Source organism: Adonisia turfae CCMR0081 (genome assembly GCF_011009555.1).
Classification (GTDB): domain Bacteria; phylum Cyanobacteriota; class Cyanobacteriia; order Phormidesmidales; family Phormidesmidaceae; genus Leptothoe; species Leptothoe turfae.
Map to the genome: position 1 here is coordinate 1,870,716 of NZ_QXHD01000004.1, position 19,327 is coordinate 1,890,042.

Consider the following 19,327-nt stretch of genomic DNA (forward strand, 5'->3'; position numbering starts at 1 on the left):
GTAGAGTAATTGTGTTTGCTTGCTTGGAGGGAGATTAATGGCTCCATACTCTCATGCTCAGATTGAAAGCATAGTTTTTGATCTGGGTGGGGTAATTGTCAATTTGGATTATGGTCTCACTATTCAAGCATTTAGTGAGTTGGCTGGTTATGACGTCACTCAGCAGTATAGTCAACAGAGCCAAGCAGACATTTTTTCCAAGTTTGAGGTTGGCAGTATTACACCAGCTGAGTTTAGACGCAGTCTGATGCAGTTGCTACAGTTTGAAGCTGACGATGAGGCAATTAATCAGGCGTGGAGTGCACTGATTCTTGATTTTCCGCCAAAGCGGGTGGAGTTAATACGTCAGCTCGGCCAGCAGAAGCGGATATTTTTATTGTCCAATATTAATGAACTACATTTAGCGACGAGCGATCGCAAATTCACCGAAGCCATGGGCAACGACATTGGCACCCTAGCCGATCAGTTTGAGCGGGTCTATTATTCGCATCTGGTGGGCGATCGCAAACCAAATACCAGCATTTTTCAACGGGTCATCGATGAAAACAACCTTGACCCCGCAAAAACACTTTTCCTCGACGATACAGCCCACAATTTAGTCGGAGCACAGCAGATTGGCTTGCAAACCGTACACATTACCCAGGAGCGCCCTATCGAAAGCCTGAATTTGTTGGATTTATAGCGATTTCAAACAATTTGGCCCTAGGAGAACGTATAGAATAGTAATCTATTCCCTTGATGTTGCATTCTCCTATGGTAAGCCTCGCTGATTTTGCCCTGTTTGCCCTGTTAGGTCTTGGCGCTGGGACCCTCGCTGGCATGTTGGGCATTGGTGGTGGCATGGTCATTGTGCCTGGCCTGTTCTATTTGTTTTCACTGATGGACTTGCCTAGCTACAGCCTGATGCATCTCGCTGCAGGCAGTGCCATGTGCATCATGATTTTTACCTCAGCAGCATCAACGTTTTCCCACCATATGCGCGGGGACGTCCATTGGGATATTTTTGGTCGGATCATCGCTGCCATTGGTGTGGGTGTCTTAATTGGTAATCTACTCTCTAATCATTTAGACACCCATTGGCTAGAAATTATTTTTGGGTCATTTCTCTTATTGGTGTCCGTCAAAATCTTGCTTAACTGGAAACCTGCCTTTGAAGAAACCAGCTCCCCACCCCTTGTACTGATCGCCACAGTTGGAACTTTAATTGGCTTTAAATCAGGCATCCTAGGCATTGGCGGAGGCGCAATCAGTGTACCTTTTCTCCTCTATTGTGGTCTTCCCATGAGCAAGGCTAGCGGTACCTCCGCCTCATTTACCTTGCCAATTGCCATCGTCGGTACCCTGTCATTTCTACTATTCTCCCAAGGATATACAGATATCTCCTGGGCAACGGGTTACATATACTGGCCAGCCGTAGCCTTAGTGGCCCCGTTCACCATGCTCGGAGCCCCCATTGGCACTCAGCTATCCCACATTATTTCGCCGCAGCAGCTACGGCGAATCTTTGGCTGGTTGCTGGTGGTCATTGGCCTACGTATGTTTGGTGGTGGTATTCAATTTTTGGCCTAGGAATAATACCTATAACAAACGACTGTTGAGGCAGCCTCTCCTTTGGAGATGTGCATTCAGCAGTTTGCTATACTGCCCTACTCAGCCAACCAATCTTTTGCCCAAATCAACGCTTCATCCGCATTGGTCAATTCTCCACTGGCTTGGGCCTGTTCAATGGCACTGAGCAATTGTCCGATCTGAGGGCCTGATTTTAGATTTAACCCACGCATCAGATCCTTACCGCTGAGTAGTGGTGTAGGGTGGGCAACCGGATCATCAGGTGTCTGATAGCGTTCTACCATCACCCCAACAGCGGTGGCCGGTATACCCATGGAAAGGGCGACTAACGAGACAGCGGGCAAGCTGGTGCCAGCGAACTTAAATAAAAAGAATTGGTCTGCTTTGGATAAACAACCATTTTGCTCAGCCATACGGTCCAAATAGGGCTGCACCTGGAGCACTCTAAAGATGGCCTGCCCCTCACTGCGGCTGTACTTTAAACGCATCAACCAACGGTGAGCTGCCTCTTCATCCAGCGGCAGTAACCGAGATAGGCGAGCGGCCTTAATCCAGCTACGATAGTGCCCTGCGGGAACTGTATCTTTCCAGCCATGGAGCAGCTGTAGGTAACCTGGTAGGTTGGGCAAGTTGACTAACGCACTATCTAAATTAGCCAGTTGCTGGGCATGGCCAGCATTGAGGTGGGGTAGCCAGGCATCAAATAGGCCATCTTGCCAAGCCATTTTGAAACAAGCTGACCCGTTAGGCTGACTTAATAGGGCATCTAGCTCATGGCGAATACGCTCGGGGGCAATTTTTTGTAGCAGTGGTGCCAGCTCACGAATAGAGGCGCGAGTATCACTGTCAATGGTAAATCCTAACTGAGCTGCTTGACGATACGCTCGTAACAGTCGCAATGGATCTTCAGCCAAGTTTTCACGACTGACCATCCGCAATGTTTGCTGTCGCAGGTCAGCAATGCCATTGAGGGGATCGATGAGTCGATCACTGGGAGGATGATACGCGATCGCATTAATAGTAAAGTCGCGTCGCTGCAGATCCGTTTCTAGGGTGGGGCCTACCTGTTGGGCAAAGTCGATGGTCGCCTGGTCGAAGACAGCACGGGCAATTTGATTATCGGCATCGAGCACCACAAAGCCAGCCCGATAGCGTCTAGCAATGGCACTCGCGATCGCAACTGCCCCATCCGGCAAGACAAAATCTAAGTCTAAATATTCTGCCTGGCGCTCTAGCAAAGCATCCCGAACACTTCCCCCAACAACACAGGCTGTTTCCGGCAGCAGGCGGCTATCAAAGGGCCAAGTTTTAGGAATTAAGGCAGACGCCATAGACGACACAAACTTCAACGATGCAGCTCCAAACGTAGTGCGGCTTACAATTTTCCTATATTGCGTCGCCCGTAAACACGTATTTCGCAACCTAATTTTAGGCTTCTGCTAGGTTTTCGCTAAAACTTAGGGGCAACCGCACATTTTGAAACAAATTCCCCTGGCTATATTTTAGCTGCGTTAAAGTGGTGGCAAAGTGCATATATTCTGCAGGAATGCCCTCACTGGGTACGCCCCATCATCTGCAAAGTGCCAGCAGCAGCAACTTTTATTATTTATTCCCTACCCTGCTTTCACTCTCAACCATTCAGCCCCTTAAGCACACCTTTTCCATTCCATGTGTATTTGCATCAACTGCCACTATGTTGACCGCTGTATCACTTACCATGCGGTTGAAACGAACCATCGGCAGCCCCACTTAACAGATTCTCCAGATTTTGACCCCCAAAATCCGACAATTAACGCCAACATTAGCCCGCCCATTGTCAGCGTAGAAGGCGATCGGATTGTGCAGTCTGGCGACTTTGGCTTTGAATACGATGTGGTCGGCTGCGACAGTTTTCAACAGGATATGGGCAAATGGGCAAGATTGCGTCCCGGTGAAGCTATCCCCACATAATATGCCCATGGGTAACGAAGTGGGCACCGCCCAGACACCATGGTGAGTCAAAGGACAGTTAACGGAAAACACCGTTATGAAATCATCCAAAGCTTTGGCAGAGGGCAAAGTGGCCAAACCGATCTCGCCCATGTTGTAGCACCTGAATCCAATCCGACCGCTCAACGGCTCCTCGTTGTCATCAAACAAATTTATCGCCCCCAGGAACCGCTCGATACCTTAACGAAGCGGATGCAAGCTGTGGGCCAACATCCTCAGCTACCGGCACTCGTCGATAGTTGGCAGACATCGGCAGGGCAGTTTCTAGCTTTTGAGTACATTGATGCCCCAGCCATCACCCAAGCAGAGCCTCCGCCTTGGCCAGCAAAAAAGGTGGAAGTTTGGTTGTTATCCCTTTTGGCAGTCTTAGAATATCTGCACAGTTTCCGCCTTATCCACGGTGACATCCGCCCAGACAACATTCGTCAAGGTCAGCAGCCGATGCTCATTGACCTGCGTATCACCAAACGTCTGGACAGACAGCAAACGCCCCTCAACGTCACTGGTGGCGACGCGGCCTATGCGGCCCCCGAACAGGCCCTTGGTCAGCTAGTCTGCGCTAGCGATTTGTACAGCCTGGGATTGATAGCCATTCATTTACTGACCGGATTAAACCCGTTTGATCTTTATTCAGTCGCTGACAATCGCTGGATTTGGCCCGATTTAGTCGCAACACCGATACCCAAGAATCTCAGCACCGTTCTCCATAAATTGTTGGCACGGTCCCTTGAAACTCGCTATGCCACTGCCAGTCAAGCGATTAGCGACCTAAAAAAATCTTCTGCCGTCTCCCTATTGGATAAAGCCCGTTCTCTACTATTGCCAATAGATACCTGGTCCCAGCCTCCACAAGCAAGCAAAGCCCCCGCATCCTCTAAATCTCTAACGGCCCTGTCCTCTCCACAACTCCAGTGGCAATTTCTATACCAATTTTCAACCGGCATCACCACGGCCTTAGCAATTCAAGGCAATATCCTGGCTATGGGCACTAGCTCTGGCAGTCTGCTCATTTGTGATTTACCTAGCGGTGAGGAGGTTTATACCTTAAAGGGTCGACGCCATCGAGATCGCATCACTGCCTTAACCTTCCATCCTCAGCAGCGCATCCTGTTCAGCGCCAGTAGTGATGGCACCGTCAAACTGTGGGATTTGAACCGTGGTGAGCTTGTGCAAACATTGCAACAACCCGGTTGGCAACCAACAGACCTGGCCGTCGCACCACCGTATCTCATCATCAGCGATGGCACAGGTTATATCGATCTGTGGGATTTGGCGAAGCTCTCACCCTGCCATCGGTTTAATCAACATCAGGATTGGGTTAGCGTGATCGCAACCAATGGCAAACAATTAGCCAGCATTAGTCGCGATCGCACCCTGCGGCTATGGTCTTTACCCGAACAGCGTCTGCTGGAAACCATACCCATTGGCCCCAGCCGAGCCCTCGCCCTTCACCCCAGCGGGCAGCATGTGATTGTTGGCAATGACCAAGGGCAGGTAAATGTCTGGCATGTAGCTAACCTCGCTAAACCCGATCGACTATGCAGTGCCGATGATGGGATTACGGCCCTAGCCCTGAGCCCCGATGCCCGATTGCTGGCAGTTGGTACCGATGGCAATGCTTTACGCATCTATCAGGGCACTAACGGGCAGTGTGTTTCTGAATTAGCGCAGGGATGGGGAGTGGTTGCGATCTCGTTTGACGGCAACACCCTTGTCAGCAGCAGCCAGGACGAAACCGTCACCGTATGGCAACGGAGCAACCACTCCGTGACATGATCCGTGACATGATCAGAGGCAACTTGTGAATCTCCTCTGTCAGTTGCCACAGCTATGGTCCATCCCTTACCTTCCCCTCTCGCTCCTGGTGATTTGCTTTACGCTATTGCTCCCAGTGGCGCTTTACGAGCAACCGAAAAATTCGAGGCAGGTGTGGCAGTGTGGCGAAAACGTGGTTATAGGGTAGAACTCAGCCCCACCTACGACACACGTTGGGGCTATTTAGCAGGTAGTGACGAGCAGCGTCGCCAGCAGTTACTTAACGCCCTGAAAGACCCTAGCTATCGTGGCGTACTATGTGTTCGAGGCGGTTATGGTGGCACCCGTCTGCTAGAAAACTTTCAATGGCCAACGGGCATTAGTAAATGGCTCATTGGCTTTTCCGATATTACCAGCCTGCTGTGGAGCAGTCAGATGAGTGGCGGCGTCCATGGCCCCCTACTCACCACCATCAGCCAAGAAGCCCACTGGTCACTGCAACGGCTATTTAACTGGTTAGAAAACCAAACCCTAGAACCACTCAAAGGTCATAGCTGGGTCAGCGGCATCGCCACAGGCAAACTGCTGCCTGCCAACCTGACCGTGGCCACCTGCCTGCTGAACACCACCCATGAACCCAATTTTGCCGGAGCAATTCTGGCCTTTGAAGATGTAACCGAAGCACCCTATCGCCTCGACCGCATGCTCACCCACTGGCGGATGTTAGGCAAATTTGACCAGGTAGCAGGTATTGCCCTCGGTCGCTTTAGCCAATGCGAACCGCCAGCTAATATTCCTAGCTTCAGCGCTAAGGAAGTTTTACAAGAACGTCTGGGGGACCTGGGTATTCCCATCGTCGCTAATCTGCCCTTTGGCCATGATGGCGTCAATGCGGCCTTACCGTTCGGTATTCAAGCAAAAATAGAGGCCAGAGCCGATGGCCCTGGCCTCTTGTCATTTCCAAATCATTATCGACAACCGCTGTAGGGGCGTTCCATGGAACGCCCCTACAGCGGAAATTCCTACGTAATTATGATTAAGCCTTAACCATTTTCTTCTCGCCATCACCAACGGTAACGATTTCGGTTTCCATTTCATTCATCACCGTTTCTGACAATGCTGGAATCGAATCATCTCCGGTAATCAGACGAGCACCACGCTGATAGGTGAAATAATTCCAGCCCCACTGCAACAGCACTAGCAGCTTGTTATCAAATTCGATCAGGAAGTAGATATGAACAAAAATCCAGATAAACCAGGCAGGGAAGCCAGATAACTTCATAAAGTTCAGGTCGGCCACGGCCTCATTACGGCCAATCACGGCCAGGCTGCCCTTATTCTTATAATTAAACGCCGGAACTGGTTTCTTAGCCAACTTAGTCTTGATGGCATTAGCCAAATAGCTACCCATATCCATGGCAACAGCTGCAGTACCCGGCAAAGGCTTGCCTTCATTGCCCTGGTAGGCAAAGTGAGCCAAATCGCCACCAATATAAAGATTGGGATAGTTCGGCACACTCAAGTCAGAGTCAACAATGACTCGACCAATGCGGTCGGTTTCAGCGCCAGTCTTTTCTGCAATGGTTTTACCCAGGGGAGAAGCCTTGATGCCAGCCGCCCAAAGTACGGTGCAAGCCTGCATATCAGTCACGTTTCCATCGTGTTTGATGGAAACTGTGTCACCGTCGATATTGGTAACCAAGGACTGTGTACGCACCTCAACCCCTAGCTTTTCCAAAGAAGCTTTAGCTGCAACTGACAAATCAGCAGGGTAAGGGGGCAACACCCGGTCCATACCCTCTAGCAAAATAATTTTGGTTTCCTGGGGGTCGATATCGGTGAAGTCATCCTTGATGGTCTCGTAGGCTAGCTCAGCCAGAGCTCCAGCTAGCTCAACACCAGTGGGACCAGCACCCACCACGAGGAAGGTTAGAAGTGCCTTACGACGTTCGGGATCGGACTCCTTCTCAGCAGCCTCAAATGCCAAGAAAATACGACGACGCACCTCCAGGGCATCTTCGATAGTTTTCATTCCAGGGGCAACATCAGACCAATGATCATTACCAAAGTAATGATGGCTAGAGCCAGTCGCTAAAATCAGACTGTCATAATCAATGACTTCATTACGCTTGAGGCTAACCTTTTGAGCATCGGGATCAACATCCACAACCTCACCCATCAGCACTTTGACGTTCTTTTGACGACTGAGTATAGAACGTAGAGGCGAAGAAATATCACCAGCTGACAGTCCACCTGTAGCTACCTGATAAAGCAATGGTTGAAACAGGTGAAAGTTCCGTTTATCAATGAGCGTCACCCTCACTGGGGCCTTGCCCAAAGACTTGGCGGCGTAAAGGCCGGCAAAGCCTCCACCAACGATCACCACATGATGTAGAGATTTTTGCTGAGCTGTGGTTTTTTGGGCTATAGGAGCCTGACCAGAAAGGGCTGCTGTCATAGCATTAAAAACTATTACGTATGATTAACAATCTTATATCGTCTATCTCTGAGTTGAACGCCTAAACCAGGGTCTTCTTCAAAGTTTATTTATATATCAGCTCATGAAGTAGGCCTGATATAGGGGTTTTCCCTATTTTGAAGATTCCCTTTTTAAGAAAAAAGCCTGAGAAAGCTACCACAATCAGTCCCAAAATCAGATGACGTATTTACTTCTCAGTATGTTTTTTAATGTGTCATGGGATTTACATACATGCTTCTATATTGTTCCGTCCGGAAGAATACATATCATTCAGATTCATGAGTCTGAAGCACCAAGACGGGGCTTGACTTGGTAATCTGATTAACCAGGTTTATAAAACAGTGCTAGGCGCATGTTTTTCTGATGGTTTAGACGAGACAAACTATTCAGATATTTCAGAGGGCAAATTGAGTTTGTGGGTTTGAGAGGGGGATAAACTATGGCTTTAATCGTCCAAAAGTACGGCGGCACATCGGTGGGCAGCGTTGAGCGGATCCAAACCGTTGCTGAACGGGTACAGGCAGCGGTACAGGCAGGCAATTCCGTTGTCGTGGTCGTATCAGCCATGGGCAAAACCACTGATAGCCTAGTCAAACTCGCTAGCGAAATTTCTAGCCAACCGAGTCGTCGAGAAATGGATATGTTGCTCTCCACTGGAGAGCAAGTATCCATTGCGTTATTGACAATGGCTCTCCAAGAACGAGGCCAGGCAGCGGTTTCTATGACCGGTGCCCAAGTTGGCATTGTGACAGAGGCTCGCCATAGCCATGCTCGTATTCTGCGTATTGAAACGGAGCGAGTCAAGCGCCACTTAGAACAGGGTCAAGTCGTTGTAGTTGCTGGTTTTCAAGGCATTAGTGATGCCCCTGATTTAGAAATTACCACCCTTGGTCGTGGTGGCTCAGATACCTCTGCCGTAGCGTTAGCTGCTTCCCTACAAGCGGATGCATGTGAAATCTGCACAGATGTTCCAGGGATTTTAACCACGGACCCGCGTTTGGTGCCATCAGCCCAGCTGATGACTGATATCACTTGCGATGAAATGTTAGAACTGGCCAGCCTGGGGGCCAAGGTTTTACATCCAAGGGCCGTGGAAATTGCCCGTAACTACGGAGTTACCCTGGTGGTGCGTTCTAGCTGGACTGAAGATCCTGGGACCAAGGTTACCGCCCCGAACAGACTGCCACGCCCCTTAGAAGGGTTAGAGCTAGCTCACCCGGTGGACGCTATCGAGTTCGATACGAACCAGGCCAAGGTAGCCTTGCTCAGGGTGCCAGATCGACCTGGCATAGCGGCCCAGCTATTTGGTACAGTGGCTCAGCAAAATCTCAACGTTGACCTGATTATTCAGTCCATCAACGAAGGGAACTTCAATGACATTGCCTTTACCGTTGAAAAGGATGTCTTGGAAGACGCCAAAAACCTGGCATCATCACTGATTCCTTCATTGCGAGGTACCTCTGAGGATGGCGATACGGTTGCTTTGGTCACTGATACCCAAATTGCCAAAGTGAGCATTGCTGGTGCCGGTATGATTGGTCGCCCCGGTGTTGCCGCCAAGATGTTCTCCACCTTGGCAGCCGCAGAGGTTAATATCCAAATGATTGCGACGTCTGAGGTCAAGGTGAGTTGTACCATTGCTGCTGAGGATTGCGATCGCACCATCGCAGCCCTCTGTAATGCCTTTGACCTCAATCAGTCACCCGCCCGCTTAGATGCCACTGCAACCGTCCCTGGCCCTGCTGTTCGTGGAGTTGCCTTAGACCGTAACCAAGCTCGCTTGGCTCTACGCTATGTACCCGACCAACCCGGCATGGCAGCCAAACTCTTCCAAGTCCTGGCCGATCGAGGCATCAGTGTCGACATGATCATCCAGGCCCAGCGCTGTCGAGAACTCAACGGCATTCAAACCCGTGATATTGCCTTCACAGTAGCCCAGGCTGATGCGGACATGGCCAGGGGCGTCCTCCAGTCTCTCGCGACCGAGTTTGGCAGTAGTGAAATTGTTCTGGATAAGGCCATTGCTAAAGTCAGCGCCGTCGGCATCGGCATGATGACCGAACCCGGCACCGCTGCAAAAATGTTTCAAGCATTGGCCGATAGCGATATCAATATACAGATGATTGCCACCTCAGAAATCAAAATTAGCTGCGTCGTCGCTGAAGATAGCGGTATTGATGCCCTAAAGGCTGTGCACACCGCCTTTGGCCTAGCAGGTAGTCAAGAAATTAAAGTACCCGCCTAATGGATAGAGAGTAATGGGGAGTGGCACTTGCCCAGGAAAAACTTCTCTATCAACGCTCCACTTGCTCCAGCGACAAATGAGGTGCCACTGGTTTAATCACCGGTATGGGTTTGGACAATTGATTAAATAACTCCCAAAGCACCTCATTAGCATCCGTTGTGGGTTGAGAGGACCGGGAAAGCAAAATATCGCGACACACCTGCCGAAACTCAGCATCATCCGCTGAAATGTGGATCCTCTCACGCTGACAAACCTGGGCAATCATCAACTTAGGACGTAAGCTAAATTGCCCTTCAGGAGCCACGTGTCTAAAAAACTGCTGCACAATCCTAATCACCAAAGTGGCAGCATCATTAGAAATGCCCGCTAATTCTATTAACAGCTGCTGCTGAGTCAAAACATCTGGTTCCGACAAATGTATGGTGATCAAACGATCCAGTAATGCAGTTTGGGTGCCATAGGTACCATAGTATTCTTCCGAATTCGAAGTAAAAATCACTCGAAATTCAGGATGAATGGAAACATACTCTGAGCCATGGTCACCAGTCAGCACTAGAATCCGCTCCTCTAAAGCAGATAACAAAGCCGTATTGAGCTCAGGGCGAGAACGATTAAATTCGTCATAGATCAGCGTCCAACCTTCGGCGCAAGCTAGCCTGAGCCAAGAGTCTTGCTGACCAGAAACAGTTAATTCATGACCACCGACAACTAGCAACATCGGACGCTTTCGACAGTCCGCTAAATGCATAGCTAACGTAGTTTTACCAATTCCCGTTGGACCTTCCAAGTGAATGGAATAGCCAGACCGCAAATATCGCAGCGCCCGCTTCATAATCTGGCCAAGTGCAGCAGTCTTTACAAACTGCTGAGGGCGCACCTGAATTACCGTGGACACCAAAGACACCGATCCCTTGTAAGTGGAGTATGGGCTATAACGTGTACACTGCCCATAAAGATTAGCTAATGCTGCTGTTAAAGATATCCCTATGAAAATGTTTCTACGTAGGAAGTGCCGATAGATAACTGAGAAGACCTACAAAAACATCTCAAAGATGAGCAACGGCATTTGCCTTAACATTCCCCAGTGGGGTATATCACTCTCTATTGTCCCCTCCCTAGGCCTATTCATAACCCAATAGGTGCTTTCCGCACTATTCAGGCTTAGCGTTATCTTTCGACTACTTAAGGAGCTACCGTCTGTTTTCCCAGACTTACTGATTCAGAGATCCCACTATTTTGCCAGGCCCACTGCTTTACAGGACCCACTGCTTTACAGGACCCACTGTTTTACAGGACCACTCGCCCCCGCTCGATTTGTCTAACTGATGGATTCTGCCTACATTGAGCGCCTATTACAGGCATTAAAAGATTCAGATGAAACTGTTCGCAATCAAGCAACAGGTGAGTTCTGGCATATGTGGTTTCACCAAAAAGGGATGCAAGGGGCCAAGCGTTTGATTGAAAGTCAGACCCTAGTAGAAGCAGAGCGGAATGATGAAGCCAAAGCCATTCTCGATGAACTCATTGTGACTGAACCTGACTTTGCCGAAGCATGGAACCGCCGTGCCGTTTTGAATTACATGCTCGGCAAATACCCAGCGGCTATTAACGACTGTGAAAAAACCCTTGAGCTCGTCCCTTACCACTTTGGCGCACTCCATGGTCTAGGGCTATGTCATGCATCCATCGGTAACTATCTAGATGCTATTCAATGCTTTCGTCGCACCCTAGATATTCAGCCGTTTTCCTTAATCAATCAACGGCTAATTTTGGAATGTACGGCCAAATTAACCTGATGCGCTGGTGGATCTAAAGTTGCTGTCTAGTGAACCGTGTTTTTGAAATGTCGCCCAGACTGCGAGTAACCACTTGCATTTTGTGAGACCCTGACAAAATACAATAGGCAATAACTTTAAAATTCGCTTCACGACGTATGCAAACCCTGACGCCCCCTTCTTCAAATACTGGTTTAAACGAACTGCTCGATACCAAAATTATTCGTCGCAAAACGCGTCCAGTGCCGGTTGGCAACGTCATCATTGGCGGCGGAGCTCCCGTCGTTGTGCAATCAATGATCAATGAGGACACCCTAGATATTGAAGGGTCCGTCGCCGCCATTCGCCGTCTGCATGAAATTGGCTGTGAAATTGTGCGCGTTACGGTTCCTAGCATAGCCCACGCTAAAGCCTTGGAAACCATCAAGGAGAAACTGGCAGCAACCTATCAAACAGTGCCTCTGGTGGCTGACGTACATCACAACGGCATGAAAATTGCCTTGGAAGTTGCCAAACACGTTGACAACGTACGCATCAACCCCGGCCTTTACGTGTTTGAAAAGCCTAGCGATGACCGTACTGAGTACACCCAGGCAGAATTTGATGCAATCGGTGAAAAAATCAGAGAAACCCTAGAGCCTTTGGTCATTGCCCTACGGGACCAAAACAAATCCATGCGCATTGGAGTCAACCACGGATCCTTAGCAGAACGCATGTTGTTCACCTATGGCGACACCCCTGAAGGCATGGTGGAATCGGCCCTGGAATTTATTCGTATTTGCGAATCCCTAAACTTCCATAATTTAGTGATTTCCCTCAAAGCCTCACGGGTACCTGTCATGCTGGCCGCCTATCGTCTCATGGCTCAACGCATGGATCAGCTAGACATGGACTACCCGCTGCACTTGGGGGTGACTGAAGCTGGGGATGGAGAATATGGTCGAATTAAATCGACAGCCGGTATTGGCACTCTCCTAGCCGAAGGCATTGGCGATACCATCCGTGTCTCTCTAACCGAAGCCCCTGAAAAAGAAATCCCAGTGTGCTATAGCATTTTGCAGGCCTTGGGCTTACGTAAAACCATGGTGGAGTACGTTGCCTGCCCATCCTGCGGGCGTACCTTATTTAATCTGGAAGAAGTTCTACACAAAGTACGCGCTGCAACTGACCATCTCACAGGATTAGATATTGCTGTGATGGGCTGTATCGTTAACGGTCCAGGGGAAATGGCAGATGCTGATTACGGCTATGTGGGTAAAACGCCTGGATATATTTCCCTGTATAGAGGGCGTGAAGAAATCAAACGTGTGCCTGAAGAAAGCGGCGTAGAAGAATTAATTAACCTGATCAAGAGTGATGGTCGCTGGGTAGAGCCGGACAAATAAGTGACATATCTGTAGAACAAATTACCGAGTACAGCATTCGGGGCTGTCATTTTTTCCTGAGGAAAAAATGACAGCCCCGGATATGTTTTAAGTACTGTTCAAGGAAAACTTCATCTCCAACTCATATCCATTTGTTAACTTGGAGCATAGAGCATGAGTCCAATGCACATTTAACCAGCCAAAAGCTAAGATTCCTTGCTAAATCTACTTACCGATTCCCGAGAGGAGTTGCTAAGCTGCATAAAATAACTAAATATTTCTATACCCCCTGCGGCAGTTGAGCAAAGCCTATATATTTGATAAGGGGTGTGAGTTAGTTATTTTGGCCGTTTGACTAGTTTCGTATCGTCCTATTGTTCTGGATCTCTTTTTTATGGCAACCAAGAAGCATGGCCTGATTTTGGGTGCAGCAGCGCTAGCAAGCATGGCTGTTGTCGTTGCAGGAACAAGCATTCACTGGTCTCAAAGTCAGGCGTTCTTTAAAGAGAGCCCGAAAGAGGTTATTGATGAAGTTTGGCAACTGATCGATCACGAATACGTCGACGAAACATTCAACGATCAAGACTGGCTAGCGATTCGCAACGACTATCTCAACCGTGACTACACAGATAGCACCGCGGCTTATGATGCCATCCGCGAGATGCTGGATTCTTTGGATGACCCCTATACTCGCTTCATGGATCCCCAAGAATTCCGCAATATGCAAATTGACACTTCGGGTGAGCTAACGGGTGTGGGCATCCAAATTTCCCAGGAGGAAGAAACAGAAGAAATCATCGTCGTTTCTCCCATTGAAGATACGCCGGCATTTGAGGCAGGAGTCCGCTCTGGAGATATTATTACCGGTATTGACGGAGAATCGACCGAAGGCATGGATCTAAGCGATGCGGTTAATTTGATCCGAGGTCCAGTGAATTCTGAGGTGACATTAACGGTCATCCGTGATGGTGAGCAGATAAACTTTGATCTTGTGCGTGCCCGCATCGAGATTCATCCTGTACGCTTTGCATATCATCCTGAACAGGAAGGTGGTGTTGGCTATATTCGTCTGACGCAGTTTAGTGCAAATGCGGCTTCTGAGATGCGTGAGGCGATTCAGGAACTAGAGCTACGGGATGTGACTGGCTACGTAATGGATTTACGTTCTAATCCGGGTGGATTACTTTACTCCAGTATTGATATTTCTCGCATGTGGCTCAGCGACGGCACCATCGTTTCAACCGTGAACCGTGAAGGTACCGTTGATGAGAATGTGGCCAGTGACCGCGCACTAACCGATAAGCCCCTGGTTGTATTGGTTGACGGTGGCTCTGCCAGTGCTAGTGAGATTCTGTCCGGAGCACTACAGGATAATAATCGAGCGGTATTGGTGGGTACGAAAACCTTCGGCAAAGGTTTAGTGCAATCGGTCCGGGGACTTGGAGATGGGTCAGGGATTGCAGTGACCATTGCTAAGTACCTCACACCCAGCGGTCGCGATATCAATACCCTGGGCATTGAACCTGACTTTACCGTTGAGCTTAGTGATGATGAGCGGGAATATCTGAGTGAAGACCGTGAACGGATTGGGACAGAAGAAGACCCTCAATACGCTAAAGCAATTGAAGTCTTAAACGATATCATTCGTGGCCAGCGAGAAGCAGCGAATGCTGGAGTAGTTTCGGTTAATTAAAAGCTGTCACTCTCTATTTAGGCAAACATTTACCAGCTCGAATGAGCCCCACACGTTTGGCTATTGCTTCAGCTCGACTAACAAATGGCCCCCACATTTGTGGGGAATCACCTCGTTGAGCGAGTTCAGCCTGACTAAAAATTTCACAGTGTCCGTCAGTTTGCTTTATCACGTGCCAGGAGTCGGATTCCTGGGTATTTTGAGTGTCTTCAGGTGTTTCAGCAGCCATAGTTTTCTGAACAGACATCAGTTCATGACTTACCCGTAACTTTTCTAGCCGTGAGATAGATTAGGCCGGACCACCAGGTCAATCCTACAGCTAGCCAGAATATACTCAGGGCTGGTAGAGGATATTGCTGGGATATGGGTGAAATCAGGAGTGCGATCGCAACAATCTGCACCACTGTTTTCACCTTACCCCACATATTGGCTCCTGTAATCGTCGCCTGCCCTACACGCCAACCGGCAATGGTTAACTCCCGGGCCAAAATCAAAAATACGCCCCAAGCAGGTACCGTTCCTAGTTGCACCAAGACCATTAACGGAGCCAGCACCAATAATTTATCCACCAGCGGATCTAAAAACTTTCCCAGGTCAGTCACCTGATTAAGACGTCGTGCTAAATAACCGTCCAGCCAGTCAGTACAAGCCGCTAGCAGAAACACAACCACTGCCCACCAACGATTGTTAGTCGAGGGCGAGGGACTTGCCAGCAAGCCAAACACTAAGGGAATCGCCATCAGTCGAGAAACAGTAATCCATGTAGGTAAATTCATGGGGCTCACCGATAGCTAATATAATCTTCCCGATAGTTCGGCGGCTCGACATGAATGGTGACCCGAATTGGCCCAAACACCTTCTCTAGTTTCTGTTCAACCACTTCAGTAATATCGTGGGCACTGACCACATCTTTGGGTTCCACAATCAAATGCATATCAATAAATACCTGGCGACCCAAGAGGCCTCGTGAAGCAATGCTATGACAGTTCAAAACCCCAGGTACTCGCATTACTTCTCGATGGATTGCCTCTGGCGCAATGGCCATTTCATCCACTAGCCAGGGTAAATTTGCCGACAACACCACCCAGCCACTATGCAACACCAACACTGCCACCGGCAATGCCATCACAATATCTAACCAACCCAGCCCTCGCCACACCCCGATCAGACCCGCAATGACAACAATGGTGATCCAGATGTCACTCATCGTGTGGTGCGCATCAGCGATCAGCAGTTTGCTACCCAAACGCATGCCCACCCTGCGCTCATAAACAGCCACAATGATATTGATGCCCAATACCAACAACATGAGCCAAAGAGCTATAGGGGTAAGGATCACGGGGTCAGATCCCATCAACAAACGTTCAAACGCACCCCTCAAAATTTCAAAACAGGCAATTCCCAAAAAAGCCGCAATCCCTAAGGCACCGACAGCTTCATATTTCTGATGGCCATAGGGATGCTCTCGATCAGGCTCTGGAGAGGCTAACTGATTGGTCACCAATCCCAAAATGTTGTTGGCACTATCGGTAACACTGTGCAGCGCATCAGCCAACAAACTCAAGGACCCTGTCCAAAAACCGACCAGTACCTTGAGAAGCAGAACCAATACATTAAGAAGCAGGGTGATTAGCAAGACCTGCCTCACTTCAGACCGATAGCTAACACCAGATACTTCAGTAGACATGCACGACTTCTCCGCAGCATGTTTAATAGTAGCGAAGGACGTTCCCCTATGGCGTAATGCTTAACGCTAAAATTCTAAGCTGCTTGCTGCTGCTGCAATTGCAGACCATGCATATGGGCAAACAACTGCCAGCAGTAAGACTCTGGTAAACCACAGGTAAGAGCTCCTCTCATGACCACATCAAAATACCAATCACTGGGAGCATGCTCATGCCCCAACTTCTCTAACACAGTGTAGGTACGTGTGTTAGAGAACGTCTTACCTCGACATTCGATAGTGACTGGGTGGTGCACATAGCCTTCTTCACGGTGATCAAGCAGCGCACTTAAATGCCAGGGCAATGAGTACAATACTCCGTGCACCGTTGCACCGGGGGTGTGCATAATGTCTAAAACACCGCACTGACGACGGCGCGAGTATCGAAAAAAGCCAAGCCGATAGCCCTTTAGCTGGGCTGGTCCAATCACATAGGGATGGGTGTTTTCCCGCAAAGAGCGCTTGAGATCGACAGGACACATACATGACCCATAGGCAAAATAGTAAAACTGCTCAGAGTTTCCATGGATCATTGTTATTGCCACAGTCAATCTCCCTTATCAACCTCAGAAAATTCAGTAAGTTCAGCCAGCTTACTCAAAACTTACAAATTTAAATGTACGAATATGACAAGAATTTAACAGAGATGGCTGGGGAAATAGAAAATCACAACAATTCCACACGATTTTATAGACTTAGAAAGTAGTTCTATCAACCTCCATGCCACACATCCATGCCATTCATTGTCGGCCTAATCATTCTGCTGATCAGCCTGCCATTATGCTTTGCCATTGATGGTCTAGCGCATTTGACGCCTACTCTGTCAACAATGCCACTATGGCTGTGGCTGATCGTTGGCTCAATTCTATTGAGTTGGTTAATGAAGGATAGCTAATGGCAGAAATACTTGAGACAGGATAATTTACTTGCCATTGCGGATCCTCAGGAGGATTTAATCGGAAACAATAATGTAGAGCAAGCTTTCTAGATCGCTTCATTTCCTGAAGCAGTAACAGCATTTGCTTAATCCCTAACAAAGCAACTAATCCTAAACCGAGCAAGTAAGCTACTCTCTATACAAAGCTGTGTATAAACACGTCATCACAAGCCATGGCCAAGAACTTCGATTTAGAGCAATTAGAACAGCTTGCTGGAGGAGATAAAGCCTTTGAAAAAGAACTTTTGAGGATGTTTGTAGGGGATACTGAAAATAGTCTGACTCAGCTGACAACAGCACTCTCTACGGACAATCCAGTCGCTGTACAAGAGCTAGCACACTATATCAAAGGGGCCAGCGCAAACGTTGGTGCCACTGGGATGTCTAAAACTGCTGCCAAGCTTGAGATGCTGGCTAAGCAAGGCAACCTGAAAAATGCGGCCAATCACATAAGACAGTTACAAGCGCTACACCAAGAAGTAAAGCGGTTAGCGCGTTAGAGTATCATATTTACTACTTATTTTATCTAACACTGAAATGCCCAACTGTAGTCCCTGTGACTACAGTTGGGCATTCAGGCTATTAATAACGCTGCGTTGACTGCACCTAGGCAGATGTACGACTCTCAGTAGGTTCGGTGGTGCCGTAAAGTTCTGGTAGATCACGTGATGGTGGTAGTGTCCGTGATTCCCGAGTCTCAATGTATCCTGTGTAGTAAGCCCCCGGTTCTATCTCCAAGGAACCTGCCACTACATCGCCTTCTAAACGGGCTGTACCGCTTAACATCAGCTTACCTTCAGCAAATACTCGCGCTTTCAGTACACCCTGAACCACAATGTCGTGAGCACGCACCTCCTGGCCTTCTACCAGGCCAGTTTTAGAAATTTCCAGGTCTCCCTGTATATCAACAATTCCGTGAACAATGCCATCAACAACTAACTTGCCTTCGGCATGAACGTTGCCCTCTAATTCACATGTTCTGCTGAGATAGGTAAAACTAGTCGCTGGCTTTCGCTTGAACATAAACACAGTAATCAGTACCCGTACGGTTGGACAGCAGTAAAAAATGAAAGCTCTACCACGGGGTAAGGCCCCCAGATGCACACTTAAGCTAAATTTTGGCTATTGAACCATACAATCAAAACTCTAAACTCTAACCATCTACTGGCTGGACAACGACTAAGCAGACTGCTGCTTCTGAAAAGTTAAGCCTTTCCTTGCCTAAACTCTAGCATCAGTTTTTGATTCAGACTGTCGCTCAAGCTATTTGTTTACTTGGTTTTTTATACAGGGGGGTGCAAGATTCGTCTATAGGCACAGACAATCACCGCGAACGAAAAGCATGGCCTATGGCCTACATAAATTCCCAGGTAAGCATTCCATGACTTTTTTTGAAACAATCTATCTAGAACACTTGTGTGGGATTAGCCTAACAGGCTGCTTAATATCAGAGATACAGTAGTTGTACCGATAGGAACCGTAAGATTATCGATACCGTATTTAGACACAGCTTCCAGGGCAGTGGCTGCGATCGCAACGCCTAAGGCCACCAACAGCAGCGACCCGCTCAGCCCTTGAAGCGAGCCGAGGACAATGAGCACAATCAGCGTACTTACGATCGCCATCGTTAAGCTACCTTCATAGCTTTTTTTCTCCCCCCACAGTTCATAGGGATGCCGCCCCCATCGCTGCCCCACCAAAGCAGCCAGGCCATCGCCCCAACACATAATTAAAATGCCAATGACACCAAAATAGGGATACCCTTGAGGCCAACACCAGGCCATCACCCCTCCAATAC

General features: G+C 48.6%; 20 protein-coding genes. 11 read left to right on the top strand and 9 right to left on the bottom strand.

The genetic code is table 11. The features are described from left to right. Positions 1 to 37: 37 nt before the first annotated feature. On the top strand, positions 38 to 682 hold the full coding sequence (locus DXZ20_RS12205) for an HAD family hydrolase (RefSeq protein WP_163698446.1): 645 nt from the start codon (positions 38 to 40) through the stop codon (positions 680 to 682). A gap of 71 nt (positions 683 to 753) precedes the next feature. Then, the gene (locus DXZ20_RS12210; protein ID WP_163698448.1) at positions 754 to 1,569 is read left to right on the top strand and encodes a sulfite exporter TauE/SafE family protein; all 816 of its coding nucleotides are present in this window, start codon (positions 754 to 756) and stop codon (positions 1,567 to 1,569) included. Positions 1,570 to 1,646: 77 nt separating this feature from the next. On the opposite strand, the gene DXZ20_RS12215 is transcribed toward DXZ20_RS12210, so the two are convergent. Beyond that, positions 1,647 to 2,900 (bottom strand): CCA tRNA nucleotidyltransferase, encoded by a 1,254-nt coding sequence (locus tag DXZ20_RS12215; RefSeq protein ID WP_250565732.1) that lies wholly within the window; start codon positions 2,898 to 2,900, stop codon positions 1,647 to 1,649. Between the two features lie 337 nt (positions 2,901 to 3,237). On the opposite strand from DXZ20_RS12215, the gene DXZ20_RS12220 reads away from it, so the two are divergent. From DXZ20_RS12220 to DXZ20_RS12230, 3 genes are read left to right on the top strand one after another with little or no spacing between them, the layout of a single operon-like run. Then, complete coding sequence (locus tag DXZ20_RS12220; protein ID WP_163667823.1) at positions 3,238 to 3,519, top strand: Ycf34 family protein; 282 nt, start codon at positions 3,238 to 3,240, stop codon at positions 3,517 to 3,519. Positions 3,520 to 3,558: 39 nt separating this feature from the next. Continuing rightward, the gene (locus DXZ20_RS12225; RefSeq protein ID WP_163698452.1) at positions 3,559 to 5,334 is read left to right on the top strand and encodes a WD40 domain-containing protein; all 1,776 of its coding nucleotides are present in this window, start codon (positions 3,559 to 3,561) and stop codon (positions 5,332 to 5,334) included. Positions 5,335 to 5,388: 54 nt separating this feature from the next. Continuing rightward, on the top strand, positions 5,389 to 6,300 hold the full coding sequence (locus DXZ20_RS12230) for a S66 peptidase family protein (RefSeq protein ID WP_163698454.1): 912 nt from the start codon (positions 5,389 to 5,391) through the stop codon (positions 6,298 to 6,300). Between the two features lie 49 nt (positions 6,301 to 6,349). Here DXZ20_RS12230 and DXZ20_RS12235 read toward each other — a convergent pair whose 3' ends face one another. Then, positions 6,350 to 7,771 (bottom strand): NAD(P)/FAD-dependent oxidoreductase, encoded by a 1,422-nt coding sequence (locus DXZ20_RS12235; protein WP_163698456.1) that lies wholly within the window; start codon positions 7,769 to 7,771, stop codon positions 6,350 to 6,352. 460 nt (positions 7,772 to 8,231) lie between these two features. Here DXZ20_RS12235 and DXZ20_RS12240 point away from each other — a divergent pair, with 460 nt between their 5' ends. Continuing rightward, complete coding sequence (locus DXZ20_RS12240) at positions 8,232 to 10,037, top strand: aspartate kinase (protein ID WP_163698457.1); 1,806 nt, start codon at positions 8,232 to 8,234, stop codon at positions 10,035 to 10,037. A 49-nt stretch (positions 10,038 to 10,086) separates the two neighbouring features. On the opposite strand, the gene DXZ20_RS12245 is transcribed toward DXZ20_RS12240, so the two are convergent. Next, positions 10,087 to 10,932 (bottom strand): AAA family ATPase, encoded by an 846-nt coding sequence (locus DXZ20_RS12245; protein WP_348918295.1) that lies wholly within the window; start codon positions 10,930 to 10,932, stop codon positions 10,087 to 10,089. A gap of 430 nt (positions 10,933 to 11,362) precedes the next feature. Between DXZ20_RS12245 and DXZ20_RS12250 the strand changes: the two genes are divergently transcribed. The 3 genes from DXZ20_RS12250 to ctpC all read left to right on the top strand — a co-directional run bounded on the left by DXZ20_RS12250 (position 11,363) and on the right by ctpC (position 14,869). After that, complete coding sequence (locus DXZ20_RS12250) at positions 11,363 to 11,833, top strand: tetratricopeptide repeat protein (RefSeq protein WP_163667811.1); 471 nt, start codon at positions 11,363 to 11,365, stop codon at positions 11,831 to 11,833. A 137-nt stretch (positions 11,834 to 11,970) separates the two neighbouring features. Next, positions 11,971 to 13,197 (top strand): (E)-4-hydroxy-3-methylbut-2-enyl-diphosphate synthase, encoded by a 1,227-nt coding sequence (ispG, locus tag DXZ20_RS12255; protein ID WP_163667809.1) that lies wholly within the window; start codon positions 11,971 to 11,973, stop codon positions 13,195 to 13,197. 373 nt (positions 13,198 to 13,570) lie between these two features. Continuing rightward, on the top strand, positions 13,571 to 14,869 hold the full coding sequence (gene ctpC, locus DXZ20_RS12260) for a carboxyl-terminal processing protease CtpC (protein ID WP_163667807.1): 1,299 nt from the start codon (positions 13,571 to 13,573) through the stop codon (positions 14,867 to 14,869). Between the two features lie 13 nt (positions 14,870 to 14,882). Here ctpC and DXZ20_RS12265 read toward each other — a convergent pair whose 3' ends face one another. The 4 genes from DXZ20_RS12265 to DXZ20_RS12280 all read right to left on the bottom strand — a co-directional run bounded on the left by DXZ20_RS12265 (position 14,883) and on the right by DXZ20_RS12280 (position 17,125). Beyond that, positions 14,883 to 15,098, bottom strand: coding sequence for a DDE transposase family protein (locus DXZ20_RS12265; protein WP_163703478.1), 216 nt, complete (start codon positions 15,096 to 15,098; stop codon positions 14,883 to 14,885). A 22-nt stretch (positions 15,099 to 15,120) separates the two neighbouring features. After that, positions 15,121 to 15,645 carry a CDP-diacylglycerol--glycerol-3-phosphate 3-phosphatidyltransferase gene (gene pgsA, locus DXZ20_RS12270; protein ID WP_163698459.1) on the bottom strand — a complete coding sequence of 175 codons (525 nt, stop codon included), beginning with the start codon at positions 15,643 to 15,645 and terminating at the stop codon, positions 15,121 to 15,123. A gap of 5 nt (positions 15,646 to 15,650) precedes the next feature. Then, positions 15,651 to 16,556, bottom strand: a complete 906-nt coding sequence (gene cdf31 / locus DXZ20_RS12275) for a CDF family zinc efflux transporter Cdf31 (protein ID WP_163667800.1) — start codon at positions 16,554 to 16,556, stop codon at positions 15,651 to 15,653. Positions 16,557 to 16,630: 74 nt separating this feature from the next. Beyond that, complete coding sequence (locus DXZ20_RS12280) at positions 16,631 to 17,125, bottom strand: gamma-glutamylcyclotransferase (protein ID WP_163671761.1); 495 nt, start codon at positions 17,123 to 17,125, stop codon at positions 16,631 to 16,633. 200 nt (positions 17,126 to 17,325) lie between these two features. Here DXZ20_RS12280 and DXZ20_RS12285 point away from each other — a divergent pair, with 200 nt between their 5' ends. Next, on the top strand, positions 17,326 to 17,487 hold the full coding sequence (locus tag DXZ20_RS12285; protein WP_163698462.1) for a hypothetical protein: 162 nt from the start codon (positions 17,326 to 17,328) through the stop codon (positions 17,485 to 17,487). Positions 17,488 to 17,702: 215 nt separating this feature from the next. Then, positions 17,703 to 18,029, top strand: a complete 327-nt coding sequence (locus tag DXZ20_RS12290; protein WP_006515289.1) for an Hpt domain-containing protein — start codon at positions 17,703 to 17,705, stop codon at positions 18,027 to 18,029. Positions 18,030 to 18,135: 106 nt separating this feature from the next. Here the strand turns inward: DXZ20_RS12290 and DXZ20_RS12295 are convergent, their stop codons facing one another. Then, the gene (locus DXZ20_RS12295) at positions 18,136 to 18,552 is read right to left on the bottom strand and encodes a bactofilin family protein (RefSeq protein WP_163667798.1); all 417 of its coding nucleotides are present in this window, start codon (positions 18,550 to 18,552) and stop codon (positions 18,136 to 18,138) included. Positions 18,553 to 18,953: 401 nt separating this feature from the next. Continuing rightward, positions 18,954 to 19,327, bottom strand: a 374-nt coding sequence (locus DXZ20_RS12300; RefSeq protein WP_431732073.1) for a diacylglycerol/polyprenol kinase family protein, incomplete at its 5' end; no start/stop codon positions are given.